This window comes from Salmonella sp. SG203 (assembly GCF_013350575.1).
GTDB lineage: Bacteria > Pseudomonadota > Gammaproteobacteria > Enterobacterales > Enterobacteriaceae > Salmonella > Salmonella enterica.
Genome location: NZ_SNMT01000007.1, coordinates 1 through 14,399, shown reverse-complemented (window position 1 = coordinate 14,399; position 14,399 = coordinate 1). Strand labels below are relative to the sequence as shown.

22 protein-coding genes are annotated in these 14,399 nt (G+C 55.7%); 16 read left to right on the top strand and 6 right to left on the bottom strand.

Going from position 1 to position 14,399, the window contains the following annotated elements:
* Nucleotide 1 precedes the first annotated feature (1 nt).
* From HV477_RS12115 to HV477_RS12095, 5 genes are read right to left on the bottom strand one after another with little or no spacing between them, the layout of a single operon-like run.
* Nucleotides 2-232 carry a hypothetical protein gene (locus tag HV477_RS12115; protein WP_175065019.1) on the bottom strand — a complete coding sequence of 77 codons (231 nt, stop codon included), beginning with the start codon at nucleotides 230-232 and terminating at the stop codon, nucleotides 2-4.
* A complete protein-coding gene (locus HV477_RS12110) occupies nucleotides 229-471 on the bottom strand; it encodes a hypothetical protein (RefSeq protein WP_175065018.1) in 243 nt (80 codons plus the stop codon). Before HV477_RS12110 ends, HV477_RS12115 begins: the two co-directional genes overlap by 4 nt.
* Nucleotides 461-1,396, bottom strand: coding sequence for a DUF3102 domain-containing protein (locus HV477_RS12105; protein WP_175065017.1), 936 nt, complete (start codon nucleotides 1,394-1,396; stop codon nucleotides 461-463). The genes HV477_RS12110 and HV477_RS12105 overlap by 11 nt, the downstream gene beginning before the upstream one ends.
* 13 nt (nucleotides 1,397-1,409) lie before the next feature.
* A complete protein-coding gene (locus HV477_RS12100; protein WP_175065016.1) occupies nucleotides 1,410-1,718 on the bottom strand; it encodes a helix-turn-helix domain-containing protein in 309 nt (102 codons plus the stop codon).
* A 45-nt stretch (nucleotides 1,719-1,763) separates the two neighbouring features.
* Nucleotides 1,764-1,952: a DNA-binding protein gene (locus HV477_RS12095; protein ID WP_175065015.1), complete on the bottom strand. Its 189-nt coding sequence runs from the start codon at nucleotides 1,950-1,952 to the stop codon at nucleotides 1,764-1,766.
* A 77-nt stretch (nucleotides 1,953-2,029) separates the two neighbouring features.
* Here HV477_RS12095 and HV477_RS12090 point away from each other — a divergent pair, with 77 nt between their 5' ends.
* Nucleotides 2,030-2,380: an AlpA family transcriptional regulator gene (locus tag HV477_RS12090; RefSeq protein ID WP_175065014.1), complete on the top strand. Its 351-nt coding sequence runs from the start codon at nucleotides 2,030-2,032 to the stop codon at nucleotides 2,378-2,380.
* A gap of 541 nt (nucleotides 2,381-2,921) precedes the next feature.
* Nucleotides 2,922-3,389, top strand: coding sequence for a hypothetical protein (locus HV477_RS12085; protein ID WP_175065013.1), 468 nt, complete (start codon nucleotides 2,922-2,924; stop codon nucleotides 3,387-3,389).
* Between the two features lies 1 nt (nucleotide 3,390).
* On the opposite strand, the gene HV477_RS12080 is transcribed toward HV477_RS12085, so the two are convergent.
* On the bottom strand, nucleotides 3,391-4,284 hold the full coding sequence (locus HV477_RS12080) for a hypothetical protein (protein ID WP_175065012.1): 894 nt from the start codon (nucleotides 4,282-4,284) through the stop codon (nucleotides 3,391-3,393).
* A gap of 131 nt (nucleotides 4,285-4,415) precedes the next feature.
* On the opposite strand from HV477_RS12080, the gene HV477_RS12075 reads away from it, so the two are divergent.
* The 14 genes from HV477_RS12075 to HV477_RS29005 all read left to right on the top strand — a co-directional run.
* A complete protein-coding gene (locus HV477_RS12075) occupies nucleotides 4,416-4,775 on the top strand; it encodes a putative holin (protein WP_175065011.1) in 360 nt (119 codons plus the stop codon).
* Between the two features lie 2 nt (nucleotides 4,776-4,777).
* Nucleotides 4,778-5,506 (top strand): transglycosylase SLT domain-containing protein, encoded by a 729-nt coding sequence (locus tag HV477_RS12070; RefSeq protein ID WP_175065044.1) that lies wholly within the window; start codon nucleotides 4,778-4,780, stop codon nucleotides 5,504-5,506.
* Nucleotides 5,496-6,137 (top strand): hypothetical protein, encoded by a 642-nt coding sequence (locus HV477_RS12065; protein WP_175065010.1) that lies wholly within the window; start codon nucleotides 5,496-5,498, stop codon nucleotides 6,135-6,137. Before HV477_RS12070 ends, HV477_RS12065 begins: the two co-directional genes overlap by 11 nt.
* On the top strand, nucleotides 6,134-6,457 hold the full coding sequence (locus HV477_RS12060; protein ID WP_175065009.1) for a hypothetical protein: 324 nt from the start codon (nucleotides 6,134-6,136) through the stop codon (nucleotides 6,455-6,457). Before HV477_RS12065 ends, HV477_RS12060 begins: the two co-directional genes overlap by 4 nt.
* Nucleotide 6,458: 1 nt before the next feature.
* Entirely contained in the window at nucleotides 6,459-6,770 is a 312-nt protein-coding gene (locus HV477_RS12055; RefSeq protein ID WP_175065008.1) for a hypothetical protein, read from the top strand.
* A 2-nt stretch (nucleotides 6,771-6,772) separates the two neighbouring features.
* Nucleotides 6,773-7,327 carry a DUF3486 family protein gene (locus HV477_RS12050; RefSeq protein ID WP_175065007.1) on the top strand — a complete coding sequence of 185 codons (555 nt, stop codon included), beginning with the start codon at nucleotides 6,773-6,775 and terminating at the stop codon, nucleotides 7,325-7,327.
* Complete coding sequence (locus HV477_RS12045) at nucleotides 7,324-8,640, top strand: terminase large subunit domain-containing protein (protein ID WP_175065006.1); 1,317 nt, start codon at nucleotides 7,324-7,326, stop codon at nucleotides 8,638-8,640. The genes HV477_RS12050 and HV477_RS12045 overlap by 4 nt, the downstream gene beginning before the upstream one ends.
* Nucleotides 8,640-10,160 (top strand): DUF935 domain-containing protein, encoded by a 1,521-nt coding sequence (locus tag HV477_RS12040; protein WP_175065005.1) that lies wholly within the window; start codon nucleotides 8,640-8,642, stop codon nucleotides 10,158-10,160. The genes HV477_RS12045 and HV477_RS12040 overlap by 1 nt, the downstream gene beginning before the upstream one ends.
* Complete coding sequence (locus HV477_RS12035) at nucleotides 10,144-11,001, top strand: phage minor head protein (protein ID WP_254621657.1); 858 nt, start codon at nucleotides 10,144-10,146, stop codon at nucleotides 10,999-11,001. Before HV477_RS12040 ends, HV477_RS12035 begins: the two co-directional genes overlap by 17 nt.
* Nucleotides 10,998-11,549: a phage virion morphogenesis protein gene (locus HV477_RS12030; protein WP_175065004.1), complete on the top strand. Its 552-nt coding sequence runs from the start codon at nucleotides 10,998-11,000 to the stop codon at nucleotides 11,547-11,549. The genes HV477_RS12035 and HV477_RS12030 overlap by 4 nt, the downstream gene beginning before the upstream one ends.
* Before the next feature lie 244 nt (nucleotides 11,550-11,793).
* Nucleotides 11,794-12,933, top strand: a complete 1,140-nt coding sequence (locus HV477_RS12025; RefSeq protein WP_175065003.1) for a peptidase — start codon at nucleotides 11,794-11,796, stop codon at nucleotides 12,931-12,933.
* 9 nt (nucleotides 12,934-12,942) lie between these two features.
* On the top strand, nucleotides 12,943-13,896 hold the full coding sequence (locus HV477_RS12020; protein ID WP_175065002.1) for a hypothetical protein: 954 nt from the start codon (nucleotides 12,943-12,945) through the stop codon (nucleotides 13,894-13,896).
* 2 nt (nucleotides 13,897-13,898) lie between these two features.
* Nucleotides 13,899-14,240: a capsid cement protein gene (locus HV477_RS12015; protein ID WP_217487779.1), complete on the top strand. Its 342-nt coding sequence runs from the start codon at nucleotides 13,899-13,901 to the stop codon at nucleotides 14,238-14,240.
* The coding region (locus HV477_RS29005; RefSeq protein ID WP_175064998.1) for a phage protein Gp36 family protein at nucleotides 14,241-14,399 on the top strand (159 nt) is incomplete at its 3' end.

Sequence of the window (14,399 nt, the reverse complement as noted above, 5' to 3'; positions counted from 1 at the left end):
GTTATTTACCCCGTGGTTCGGCGCGGTCTGTGGGCAGGGTGTCTTCCATCTTCCTGTAGATGCTGTCCACAAGAGGGAGTAAACATTCCACCTCAGACCAGTCGTCCTTCTCCGCATTACAGATGATGTCGTTAAGCCATGCACGGGCTGCATAAGCGGCTTTCAGGAACTCATCACGCTGCGCCTGCTGTACCGGAGTGCGGCGGAGTTTGATTACAGGTTCGTTAATCATGATTGCTTCTCCTCATTGACAGTTGATGGCACTTCCCGCGCGACGCATTTCAGGCCGTCAACAGTGCGTGAACAGACGTTCAGAAATTCCATCGCCAGCAGCCACTGGCCTTCCTGTGCAAACTCCAGTGCGCGGTTCGCCTGGTGTTGAGCGGTCTGTACGCCGCAGGTAAAGCGCATCAGGCGGTTACGTTCTGGTGTATCCAGATTTGCCGTTAAATCAGGATGGTTAGTCATCATCGCTGGACTCCAGTGAGCGGGTGGTGGTTTTCAGTTCCGGCATCTCAAAGTTCTCGTCCTCCTCGCTGGGGCCATCCTTCCAGGAGGTGTCTGGTTTGACTAACTCAGGAATGTCAAACTGCGCACGCACGCTGGCAATCTCACGTTCAATATCGTGGAGAAGTCCGGCCATCAGGCCCATATGGCTGACACCACGCGTGTTGTAGTCGTCCTCAAGTTTCTGGAAAAAGAAAGGCACTGTGCTGATAAAGGTGCGCAGAAACTTTTCGTGCTCTTCGCCGAAATCATGTATCCACTTCTGAATGACGCCGTCAGGGTCAACGGTACGGAATCTGGTTTCTTTTAATTCGTTGATTTCCTGACTTTTCTCGGCATTTAGTTTACGGCTGGCAGCGAGATCTTCTTTGGACTCGCGCAGGGCTTTACGGAGTTCGCGAGTCGTCATTCGATCGATATCATCTAACGTCAGGTCAGCGATAGTGCCGCCATCTGCAAGTGCAGCTAACTCTTCGTCATTTTCAGTCATTAACTCAAATAATTTTGTTTTCCCCAAAAGCGCAAGCGCTTGCGCTTTTGACTCAAGTTTGGGTGATAAATATTTGAGTGATGCTTGCATCATGACCTGAGCAGTTCGCTTAGATAGTGACAACTGCGATTCAACTATTTCGATAAAATCGCCATGAGGTTCATTTTCTTTCAGAATTACAAGGCGCTTTCCCGCTTCCAGCATGGCTTCAGCGCTCTGCGCCATGTAGAACTTAGCTTCATGAATTATTCTGGTGCGTTCATAGGGAAGCCCCTCACCAAATTGCTCCATGATCGCCATGCGATGCCGTGCTATTTCATTGAGTTCTACGTTCAAGTTGTCGGGTATATCACCGTCAATAGGATCAATAACCTGAAGGGGGGCAGGTTTGCGTGCCATCTATTTGCCTCCGTTAATTGTGACTGCCAGCCAGTACGCGCTGGTTGAGTTCTGCGATACGGGCCTGACCTGCGGCCATCTCGTTAGAGAAAGCTTGGGCGATGTAAAGGAGCTGCATACCAGGTGCATAACGACCTGATTCAAGGCGCTGCGCCATACCTTCACTTACCAGCGTACTCAGGGTGCGGGTGATATTGGCAGGTGACTCACCCAGCGCTTTAGCCAGTTCTTTGTTTGACAAACCATTAAGAGAGTGCCCCTTGAGGGCTTTCATCACGCGGATAGCGCGTGTAATGGTGATGGAGTTGGATTTTTCGTTCATCACATGGCCTCTCGCTTTTCAGTATTTGAAATGCTGTTACAATATTCAGGTTGTGGCATTGCTAGATTTGAGGCCGAGTGCAACAGCAATCTCGAACGATTTTCCGTATCGGGCTTTAGTCTGACCGTTAAGTACTTGGTAAACCTGATTGCGGTTAAAGTTATGTTCCCGTGCCCAACTGGTAACGGTTTTGCCTTGCTGGCGAAAGAGGCTTCTGACTTGTTCTGGTGTCATGATTGTCTCCTTTTATGTGTGATTATGTTTTGTTATGTGTGATTATTATTGTCCAATATTTTAGACAGGTCAAGTAAATGTCAAATATTTTAGATGGGTTGCATGATCGCTTGGTTTCTGAGTTAAAGCGCGTGGGGCCGTTAGTTGTATCAAGGGTCACTGGTATCTCGCGAGCTACCATCTATAACTGGATGGAAAAAGGTAATGTCCCTCTAGATAAGCTTTCGTTACTGGCGTCAGCAGGTGTTGATGTGACATTTATTCTGACTGGAAGTTATGTTGTCCCAGAAGCGGCTGAATATGGAACTGTGAAAAACGCCGATGAAGCCGAGATGCTTGCTGAGTATCGAGAGGGTAGCGAGGAAGCTCGTGATGCCGCCCGTTATACCCTTACAAGGGTTTCGAATAAGAAACGAGAAACAGGCTAGTTTTGTTCGTCTGAGACTGCGCGATGAGCCATTTATTGCCCCGACTTTCGACAGGCTTACCCGTGGGCCGCCGGAACACTCGTCAGACCGGAAGCATGAACAGGAATCAAAGGAACCTGATATCAATGTGATTGATTTCACACAGCGCAAGAAAATGAAAGATCAAAACGAGGAGGAAATTTAGATTGTTATCCGGGCCGCTATGCGTGGTTCGAGCCAGGAGGGTGATCTTATTTCCAGTCTAAAATAAGGCCGCGAACGGTCAGTGGTTGTATCAAAAGTTCCTGATGATAATTCCAGTTTCAGCGCCGGTCTGGCGCTCGACGCCCTTCATGTCATGCATGGCAAAGCCTGTCATTTCCTTTACTGTAACTTCTTTTCAATAGTTGAAAAATGTCGCCTGCTGACGGTAGGCTGTTCCTGTTCTTTCGGGAACGGAAGAGCCCTGGTTGACTCACAGGTATGCGCTGTGGGTTGATGGCCTGCCGATGGTTTAGGCACCTCCCGGCAGGTCGCTCTTTTTAATGTAAGGGACTTTAAAATGAATCTGAATATGCACTCAGAAATTAAAGCCATGCTGGCTGATGCAATCAGTCTCCGGGATGAACAAAAGCTGGCCGAGGTGAAGATTGCCTTATTGGACAAAATAACCCGTGCTCAGGAACAGTATGTTGATTTGTATGAAAAGTACATGCAACTACTACAGGAAAAAAGTGTACTGGAGTCTGAAGTTAATGAGATTAGCCAGTACGAGTTGCATCTGCTAAGTAAAAAGGCAGGGTTCTGGGCCTACCGGTTTATTACTGACGATGAGGAAAAATTACATTACCTGTGTCAGACCTGCTGGGATTCCACGCATAAAAAACAGGTACTCAGAATTAATGATGTGGGTTTTTGTGAGTGCCCGGCGTGCGGGCATGACAAGGGGGTGTATTTAAACGGGCGACCAGATATCCCTGTTCGTAGTGGTCACCCAAGAGTTATGACTGACATTCTCAAAAAGTATTGAGTTATTGCGCCATATCCTGCTGATTGTTTATGTCGGCAATCACCTGAATCAGTATTTCAACCAGCAGTGATTTATCGTCTTTCATCTCTTCCAGTATTTTTCGCCAGAATTTATATGCCCGGACCATATCGGTTTTGCCATAGAGTTGTGACATGACGCTGATATAGATATCCGATATTTTTTCAGCCTGGCGCTCCTGTTCCGGGAGGGCTTCAGGTATACCGTGTGTGTTGATACCTCTTGCCATAATTTTATGATGGCATCGGCCAACCGCGCAGTTAAGCGCAAAGGCCAGGTGGTTTGCCAGACGTGCAACGTCTCCATCCTTTGTTACGTTGTACCAGATTGCGCGGGCAGTGACAGGGTCAATACTTCCCTTTATTTGCTGATCGACCAGTTCGGTAACCCTGCGAACCGTCTCTTCCGGGGTGAATGGTATTGTCCGTTGATCATGTTGCCTGTCTGATCGTTGCTTTTGCTCCGGGATGGCAGGTGTTGTCAATGCCCAGTTCACCAGGTCAACAACCGGCTGCAGATCGGTTTCCTGATACGCTTCAAACGAGATGCCGAGCTTGCTCATCAGCGCCTGGACAGGTACCGGAACCGGGCGGTCGTGCAGGTCTTCAACTGTTATCGGGGTGGCAATGCAGCGCCCTGTGTTGATGGGGTGATTTATCTCTTCCAGCTTAAAGAGGGTGCCGCTGCGTGGCTTGTGCCAGGCGGTATGATCATCTCCGCACATTTCCTTTTCCACTTTCACGTCAGGCGCGTCAATAATACAGTCGCTGTGGATGAGCTTCAGTACATCCGCAATCACAGCCAGTACGCGGCTTTTGCCTGAGCCTGTCGGGCCTGATACGGTAACAGTGATGGTGGGGTTTAATGTCTTCGTCATCGCGTTATCCTCTTCTGATAAGTTCACCTCCATCCTGCACGCCGGTATTTACTGTCACTATTAAAGCCCTTTAAAGGCACTTTAAATCCCGCTTTGCAATGCTGTCTCCATCATTCAAGGAGACGCATCCAATGAAAAAACTCAAACGCCTTTCCCGTTTTGTGGCTACTGCACCACGCCCGCGCCTGTGGGGCTGGCTGGTTGCTGCTGCCGTGATGTTTCTGGTGATTGCGGTGGTATCACCGCAGCAGCTGCCGGTGGTGATTTACAAGCTCTCACTCATTTCGCTCGCCGCCGTGCTGGGGTACTGGCTTGACCGTTCGCTGTTCCCTAAAGCCCGTCCGGGGCAGTTTCAGCGCCACGTTCCGCAATTGATGGATATCGGGCGCTACCCGGTTGAAGTCGGTTGTCATCTGGTCTTTGCGGCCTCCCTGATTCGTCGCGCCATCATTGTCGCGGCGGTGTGTCTGGCTGTGGCGATGGGGTTATGACGATGATTTTTCACTGGCCGCAAATTGTCTGGTGTGCGCTGGCCCTGATGGGGCTGGGGGTGGCACTGGTAAAAACCAACAGAAAAGAGAATGACGCTCTTGATCTTCTGGCAACCCTGATTGCCACGCTGATTACCGCCTGGCTGCTCTGGTGCGGCGGATTCTTCTCGCAGGCGAACGCCGCTGAACCACCGACCGCTGCCCTCAAATACCGCAGCGATGTGATCCGTTCTGCCCGCGTGGACTGGGGGCTGAATGCCCCGGTCGCCGACTTCGCCGCGCAGCTGCATCAGGAGTCCGGCTGGAATCCTGCTGCCCGTTCGCCGGTTGGCGCGCAGGGGCTGGCGCAGTTTATGCCATCGACCGCTGACTGGATTGCCGGGCTGATGCCGCATCTGACCACGCGTGAACCGTATAACCCCGGCTGGGCCATCCGGGCACTGGTCAGCTATGACCGCTGGCTGTGGCAGCGCGTGGTCGTTCCTGACGGCTGCGAACGTATGGCAATGACGCTGTCGGCCTACAACGGGGGTTTAGGCTGGGTGAACCGTGACCGCAGGCTGGCACGTTCGCGCGGGCTTGATGATACGCGATGGTTTGGCGCGGTGGAAACGGTGAATGCCGGGCGCGGTGTGGCTAGCTGGCGGGAGAACCGTCACTACCCGCAGCGCATTCTGCGCGAACTGGCTCCGCGTTACCTGTCATGGGGAGGAGCAAGCTGTGTGGGCTAAATGGCTGAAGCGTATTCCGTGGGGTGACCTGCTGTTACTGCTGGTTGTGGCGGTGCTCCTCGGATGGGTGTGGGTTAAGGGATACGCCAGCGGACATCTTGATGCGCAGCGTGACGGTGATAAAGCGCTGGCACAGCTGCAGTCGCAGTTTGATACGTACAGACGCGAGAGTGCTGAACAGCAGAATGAAGCGCTGCGGTCTGTCGTGGCTCGCTATAACGCACAGGTTGCCGCCGCTCACCAGGCGGACGCGGATTTTCAGGCGAAAAAACAACAGCTGGAGCGTGAAAATGCTGACCTTAAAAAACAGATTGCGGACGTTACCCGTCACTGGGTGGATGAGAAAGGCAAACATCATCCCATTAAGTGCGTGTTTACTCGCGGTTTCGTGCAGCAGTACAACGCCGCTATCGGGGCCAGCGCCGGTGACGGTGGAATGTCCGCTGCCGCCGGTTCCGCCAGCGCTGGCCAGGCGACCGGAACCACTGATACCGCTCTCGCCCGGTTACGCGACTCAGGCGTCAGTCAGGCCGACGTCCTCGCCAACGTCACCGACAATGCCCGGCAGTGCCGCGTCTGGCGTGAGCAGGTGAACAGCCTGCTGGATTACACAGAAGGATTACATCAATGACCATACAGGTGGAGTTCTGGACGCTGGTCGGGTTCCTGATTTCCTTTATCGGGGCCGTCTGTGGTCTGGCGAAATGGCTGTTCAGCAATGCCGAAGAGCGTCAGGTGGCCCGTTTTCGGTCGCTGGAGCAGACCATGAAGGAGACCGCCTCACGCTGGAACGATCTGGAGCGTGAGTTTCTGGAGTTTAAAGCCCGGCTGCCTGTCGACTACGTTCGCCGTGAGGACTACATACGTGGGCAGACGGTGATTGAAGCCAAGCTCGACGCCGTCTACGAAAAGCTCGACAACGTTCAGAGCCGTCAGAATCTGAGAGGTTAATATGACTGATATCATCCGCGTTCGTCGCGAGTCCCTGCGCTGGAGCCTGCTGGTTGCGCTCAACAAGTCACGCCCGTACACCACCAGTGAGCAGTTGCTGTTTGATGTTGCCCGTTCTATTTTCCCGGACGCCACAAAACTGGAAGTGCGTCAGGAGCTGGATTACCTGAGTGACCGGCGTCTGACTGAAATAACAAAACAGCCCAGCGGCATGTGGTTTGCTGACCTGACCCGCGTCGGCATTGACCTTGTGGAATACACCATCCCCTGTGAGCCGGGTATTGCCCGTCCGGACAAATACTGGAGTGAATAATCATGGGACGCAAAAGTTCACTTGATGTGTTGCCGCAGGACGTCCGACGCTGGCTGGAGCGTGCGCTGACCGAGCGCAACTTCACCGGCTATGCCGAGCTTGAAGCCCTGCTGAAGGATAAGGGATTTGTGATCACCCGTTCCAGTCTGCAGCGCTTTGGCTACAAAATGGAACAGCAGCTGGCGCGGGTACGTGCAGCCACCGAGGCGGCACGGCTGATGGCCCGTGAAGCGTCTGACGACGGTGACGACCGCTCCGGTGGCCTGATGGCGCTTATCCAGACCGAGTTAATTGATATCCTGATGCGCCTGAAAGCTGTTGAAGGTGATGATCCAAAAGAAAACGAGAAGCGCGCAAAACTGCTGGCTATCGCCTCAAAAAACATCGCCACCCTGACACGCGCCTCCGTGAGCCTGAAAAAGTTCCAGCTGGATGTGCGTGACAGGCTGGATGCAAAAATGGATGAACTGGAGCGTCAGGCCAAAGGCGGCGATGGTCGTCTGAGCCTTGAGACGCTGAAGCTGGTTCGCGAGCAGATTTACGGGATCGTGTCATGAGTGCCGCCGTTCGTCTGTACCCTTATCAGCAGGCATGGTTCCTTGACCGCGCCCGCTTCAAGATTGGCATGTTTGCCCGCCAGACGGGGAAAACCTTCACCACCACGCTTGAGCTGGTTGACGACTGCTTTGAGGTGGAAGCCTCCGGCGGACGTACCCGCTGGGTCATACTGTCGCGCGGGGAGCGTCAGGCAAAAGAGGCTATGGAGGAAGGGGTTAAAAAACACTGTCAGGCATACAGCATGGTGGCTCAGGAAGTGGAAAGTTACTACCACGGCGCCAGTGGCGAACGCTACACCATGCTGGAAGCGGTTCTGCCGGGCGGCTCCCGTATCACTGCGCTGCCTGCCAACCCTGATACCGCGCGTGGCTTTGCGGCCAACGTCTTTCTGGATGAGTTTGGTTTCCATGCCGACAGCCGCAAAATCTGGACGGCGCTGTTCCCGGTGATTTCCAACGGCTACAAACTGCGCGTTACCTCCACCCCTAACGGCAAGGGCAACAAGTTCTACGAGCTGATGACCGATAAGGCGCTGGACGCCGTCTGGTCGCGCCACACGGTAGATATTTACCGCGCGGTGGCTGACGGTCTGCCACGTAACATCGATGAGATGAGGCTGGCGCTTAATGATGATGATGCGTGGGCGCAGGAGTTTGAGCTGAAGTGGCTGGATGAGGCCAGTGCGTGGCTGTCCTACGAACTGATTGATGGCGTCGAGCATGATATGGCGGGCCTGCCGGAACACTATACCGGCGGCCCCTGTTATGTGGGTGTGGATATCGGTATTCGTCACGACCTGTTTGTGATTTGGGTCATCGAGCAGGTCGGCGATGTGTTCTGGGTGAGGGAGATTATCACCCGTAAACGTGCGACCTTCGCTGAACAGGATGCGCTGCTCGATGATGTCTTCTTTCGTTACCGCGTGCTGCGCTGTTGTATGGACCAGACAGGGATGGGCGAGAAGCCGGTGGAGGATGCGAAGCGGCGTCACGGGGAGTCCCGTGTGGAAGGGGTGATATTCACCCCGGCGAACAAGCTGACGCTGGCAACAAGGGGCAAGGAGGCATTTGAGGACCGGAAGCTGCGTATTCCTATGGGGGATACTGCGCTCAGAAGTGACCTGCACAGGCTGCAGAAGGTTTCCGGGCCAACGGGTCAGCCGCGTTTCGTGGCGGAAAGCGATGCCGCCGGTCACGCCGACCGGACGTGGGCATGCTTTCTGGCGCTGAACGCCGCCGGAACCGACACCGGGCCGACGCGGGTGTATTCACGCGGTGCGCGTCGCGTACCGGGTATTCTGAGGGGGTACTGATGGCCAGGGGTATTTATGTCTCACCGACGCAGTTCGTCAGCTTTGCCGAGCGCGACAAGCGCCGCCTGACCGATGAGATTGCCTCGCGCGGTAACACCGCCTGGGGATTTGGATCTTTCCTCGGTATGCTGCCTAATCCCGATCCGATACTTAAGGCCACAGGCCAGGATATTCGTGCCTACCGTGACATGCGCTCTGATCCTGTGGTCGGTGGGGCCATTCGTCGTCGTAAGTCGGCAGTAAAATCGCTGGAGCGCGGATTCAATGAAGGTGACACCGACACGCCGGTCTGTGAGTTCTTAAAAGCGATGATGGCCTCCTGGGATATGGACGCCATTATCGGCGGTCTGCTGGATGCGCCGCTCTTTGGTTACCAGCCAGCGGAGCTGATGTGGGAGAAGGATAACGGGCATTTTGTTATCCGTAATGTTGTCACCAAGCCGCCGGAGTGGTTCACCTTTGATACCGATAACCGGTTGCGATTCCGGGGGAACAACGGTCCGGCTGAGGGTATTCTGCTGCCGGAATATAAGTTTATCTGCCCGGCACAGGATGCGACTTACGACAATCCCTACGGTTTTCCTGACCTGTCGATGTGCTTCTGGCCTGCACTCTTTAAAAAGCACGGCTGGAAGTTCTGGATGACCTTTGTCGAGAAGTACGCCACGCCATGGGTGGTGGGTAAACACAAATCCGGTCAGAACGAAGGCAGTATTGATGAACTGATGGATGCACTGGAAAAGATGGTCCAGGACGCGGTGGCCGTCATCCCGGATGACAGTTCGGTGGAAATTAAGGAGGCCATGGGTAAGGCGGGCTCCAGCGGTATTTTTCAGCAGATGATCGCCATGGCCCGCGCGGAAATCTCCATCGCGCTGCTGGGGCAGAACCAGACCACGGAGGCTGATGCCAACAAAGCCTCGGCGCAGGCCGGGCTTGAGGTAACGGATGATATCCGCGACGGCGACGCCGCCATCGTGACGGGGGCCATCAACCAGGTACTGCGTTGGGCTGTGGAGCTGAACTTCGGCGATGTGCCGGTGCCGGTCTGGAACCTGTGGGAGCAGGAGACCATCGATGATACTCAGGCGAAGCGGGACCTGACACTGTCGCAGACGGCGGGCTTTTTCAGTGAGCAGTATTACCAGCGGGAGTACGGCCTGCAGCCGGGCGACCTGCTGCCGCGTCAGGGAATGCCGCTGCTGCCGGACACGGCTGGCGCACGCCTTCCTGTGTCGCTGGCCTTTGCTGAAAGTGCCGCGCAACGCGATTTTGCCGCGCAGGATGAACTGGATAAGGCGCTGGATCAGCTGCTGCAGACCGGCGTCATGACGCGGGAACTGACGGTGATGCTGAACCCCCTGCTTGACGCAGTCAGCGACGGCCTCTCACCGTCGGAGCTGATGGGGCAGCTTGCTGAACTGTACCCACAGATGGACGCCGACGGGCTGACGGAGCGGCTTGCCCGCGTGATGTTTGTGGCAAAAATTATGGGGCGTCTCCATGCAACCACTGAATAACCAGGACATGGCCGCACTGTTCGGTCTCCCTCCGGAACGCGCCATCGCGTACCTGAAAAACAAGGGATACAACATCACCTGGGACTGGGAGGACATGTGGCAGGACGCTCACGCGAAAGCCTTTACCGTGGCAAAACTTACCCGTATGGATATTCTGGAGGATATCCGCCGGGCGCTGGAGCAGGCGCTGGCGGAGGGAAAAACGGGAAAATGGTTTGCGAAAGAGCTGACACCGGTGCTGAAAGCGAAGGGATGGTGGGGAAAAACCACTGCCGTCAACCCGGTCACTGGCGAAGAGGAGGAGGTGCAGCAGGGCAGCCCGTGGCGGCTGGAGACCATCTTTCGCACCAATATGGACACGCTTTACAGTGCCGGTCGATGGGCGGAACAGCGGGAGAACGCCGGAGAGCGGCCTTACTGGATGTATGTCGCCATCCGGGACAGCCATACCCGCAAAACCCATCTGGCGATGCATGGTCTGGTGTTTCGCTGCGACGATCCGTTCTGGGATGCGTTTTACCCGCCGAACGGCTGGCGCTGCCGGTGCAGCGTGATTGCCCTGACGCAGGCGGAGGTCACCCTGCGCGGACTGCAGATCCGGGACAGTACCGGCGCGCTCGGACAGACACTGCGGCTGGTCAGTGAGAAGACCGGTGAAATGCAGCCGGTGACCACATACCGGATGCGTGACATCATCAATAACAGCAGCATTATCATCAGTCCGGACGTGGGCTGGTCGTATAATCCCGGTCGGGGATACCGCCCTGACCTTGCAAAATACGGTGGCACACTGGCCGCTCTTGCGCAGCGTGAGCTGGGGAACACAGGAGGCCTGCAGTGAAACAGAACATGATGCAGCTTACCGTGAAGGACGGTCCGCTGCGGCTGGCGCTGAAAGGCCTCGCCGCTGCCGGAACGGATATGACGCCGCTGATGCGGGCCATTGCCGGGACGCTGGCGACCGAAACCGCCGTTAATTTTGAGGAAGAAGGTCGCCCGCCATGGGTGCCGTCGCTGGCAGCACAGAAGCGGGACGGGATGACACTCTCCGACACAGGACACCTGCGCCGCAGTATCACCACGGACTATGACGCCCACAGCGCCGTTATCGGGACGAATGTGGAATATGCCCGGATTCACCAGCTGGGCGGCAGGGTTGAGCGCAGGAACCGGGAGGTGTACTTTAAACAGGGTAAGGACGGCACGGTCGGCAGTCGCTTCGTGAAAAAAGTGCACAGCAACTTCGCGCAGACGGCCCGCGACCACACGGCAGACTATCCGGCGCGTCCGTATCTGCCGGTGAACACGGACGGTACCCTGCAGGACGGCGTGGAGCAGAAACTGCTCGACAGTGCGCTGAAATATCTGCAGAATGCCGCGCGTCCGTGAGACGCCCTGTAAGGGGTTATACGCGCCTGAGCGGTTTCAGTGCGTCATCGTATGGCTTTTTCCTGTCAGGTGTCTTATGACCGATTATGACCGGCTTCCTGACGATCCTGCGGGGTGACCGTCTGTCCCTGATGGCATTTCCCCTCCGGCGTCCTGCATTTCTCTCCGGTGCCCTTCTTTAAAGTGCTTTAAAAGTCATCGCCACACCCTCCCGTTATCGTGACCAAAACAACGGGAGTCACTCATGAACCTGATCCATATTTTTCGCGCCGGTACACATACCGATATGCACGGGCGGCGCATTAATTTCAGCGACGCCGACTTAAACGAGATTGCGCAGAACTACAACCCGGCCCTGCATGAAGCGCCGGTTGTTGTCGGGCACCCGAAAACCGATGCGCCGTCTTATGCCTGGGTCAGTGCGGTTAAAAAAGACCGTGACGGTCTCAAGGCGGAGCCACGCGATATCGATCCACAGTTTGCTGAACTGGTTAAAAACCGTCGTTACAGCAAGGTGTCAGCCTCCTTTTACTGCCCGGATTCACCCGGCAATCCGACACCGGGCAAATATTACCTGCGCCATGTCGGTTTTCTCGGTGCGCAGCCGCCCGCCATCAAGGGATTAAAGCCCGTGTCCTTTGCAGAAGATGAGGAAGGGGTTGTTGAGTTTGCTGACTGGAGTCTGCAGACCACAGCATCGCTGTTCTCGCGCATCCGGGATTTCATCATCAGCCAGTTCGGGCTGGAAAAGGCCGACAGCGTGGTGCCGGACTACATGATTGACAGCCTGCGGGATGATGCCGCCCGTACCGCCACAACCGAAGCCGCCCCCGCATTTTCTGATCCTGCCGGGATACCGGCAGACGGGATTATTCAACCCAGGCCTGAACATCAGGCCCCCACACCACCGGAGGATACCGCCGTGGATAAAGAGTTACAGGTGAAGCTGGAGCAGGAAAATGCCGACCTGAAACGCCAGCTTGATGAGCGCAATAAAGCCGAAGCGCAGCGCGTGGCCACTGAGCGTCATAACGCCAATGTGGCGTTTGCGGACAGCCTGGTCAGTGATGCGCGTCTGGCACCTGCCGGAAAAGGTCTTGTGGTTGCCGTGCTGGATGCACTCGGCAGTGGTGAATCGCCGGTCAGCTTCAGTGAGAACGGCAGCGAGCAACCACTGGTTGAGGCGTTTAAGGCACAGATGCAGAAGGCCCGGCCGTTGCTTGACTTTGGCGAGGTGGCGACCACTGACAGGACCGACCGCAGCGCCATTCCGGCTGAGTTCGCCGAAGCTGACCCGTCCCGTCTTGAGCTGCACACCAAAGCGGTGGCGCTGGCGAAGGCTGAAAACATTACCTACGAAGCGGCAGTTGCCCGCCTGATGTAAGGAGAGACCATGTCTGACTACTTAAAAGGCAAGCGCGTTGCTGACCCGGTATTAACCAGTGTGGCGCGTGGCTATAAAAATGCGGCGTTCATCAGCCAGTTTATCTTCCCGCGCGTCGGGATGAAAAAGGAAGGCGCGAAGGTACCGACCTTTGGTAAGGGGGTGTTCGCCACGTATGAGACCCTGCGCGCTGTGGGTGGCAAAAGTAACGTCGCCACCCGCGAAAAGACCGGCACGATGGATATCGTACTGGATGAACACGATCTGGCCGTTCCGGTGGACTACCGCGAACAGCATGAATCGATGTTCAACGAGCAGGCCAAGGCCATCAAACGCGCCCGTAACGGCATCCTGTTAAGCCAGGAGGTGGCGGCAGCGGCAATGGCGCAGAACACCTCGCTGTACCTGAAAGACTCCGTGCGTAAGTTTACTGCCGCCGACAGCTGGAAAGACGGTAAGGGTGACCCGGTGCGTGATATATCAGCAGGTATGGATGTGGTGCGTGACGCCATCGGCCTGCGCCCGAACCTGATGGTGATGGGGGCCTCCGTTCTTCCGCTACTGCGTTTCCATCCGGCCCTGCAGAAAGTGATGGGTGCCAACGAGCACAAGCGCATCACCATTGAGCTGATGAAAGATATTTTCGAGATTGAAAATATCGTTATCGGCTATCCGGTACGGCTTGAGGATAACGATAAAAAGGATGCGAAGGCGAAGACCGTCGATATCTGGAAGGATAACCTGATGCTGTATTACGTCTCCGGGCCGCAGAACGCGGGTGACAACGGCGACGAGAACGAGCCGTCGTTTGGTTACACCTTCCAGTTAAACGGTATGCCGATTGCCGACACTTACCCCGGCGAGGGCGGCAAAATCACCTACTCACGCTACACCGATATCTACAAGATGGCGGTGGTGGGCAGTGACGCGGGTTACATCATGACCAACCTGAAGGGGGCGTAATTATGACAACGCAACAGGTTCTTCTGACCACCACCGTGGTGGCCACCGGTACGCTGAAACAGCAACACCTGGTGGGGTATGACGGTGCCCCCTGTGGTAAAGGGGCGCTGGCATTTGGTATCGCCGAAGTGGATGCGGTCGCCGGTGATGCCACACCGGTCAATGTGGCGGGGATTCTGGCGGCTGTGGCGGGCGCTGCCATTACTGCCGGTGAGCCTCTGCAGTCAGATGAAAACGGCTGCGTCATTCCGCTGGAGGCCACCGGCTCACCGGCCCGCGTCGGTGTGGCTGTGACGGCGGCGGCAGCTGCCGGAGCCTCCCTGAAGGTGATGTGGGGGGCGTAAATGTACTGCACCCCGGAGGATGTGATGAAGGTGCTGCCGCGCCAGCAACTCACTGAACTGACCTGCGACATGTCAGGTCGTTCCGTCACACAGGCGCTGCCGGAACAGCCTGATGAGGCGGTGGTGAATGAGGCCATCCGCTACGCCAGCGAATACGCC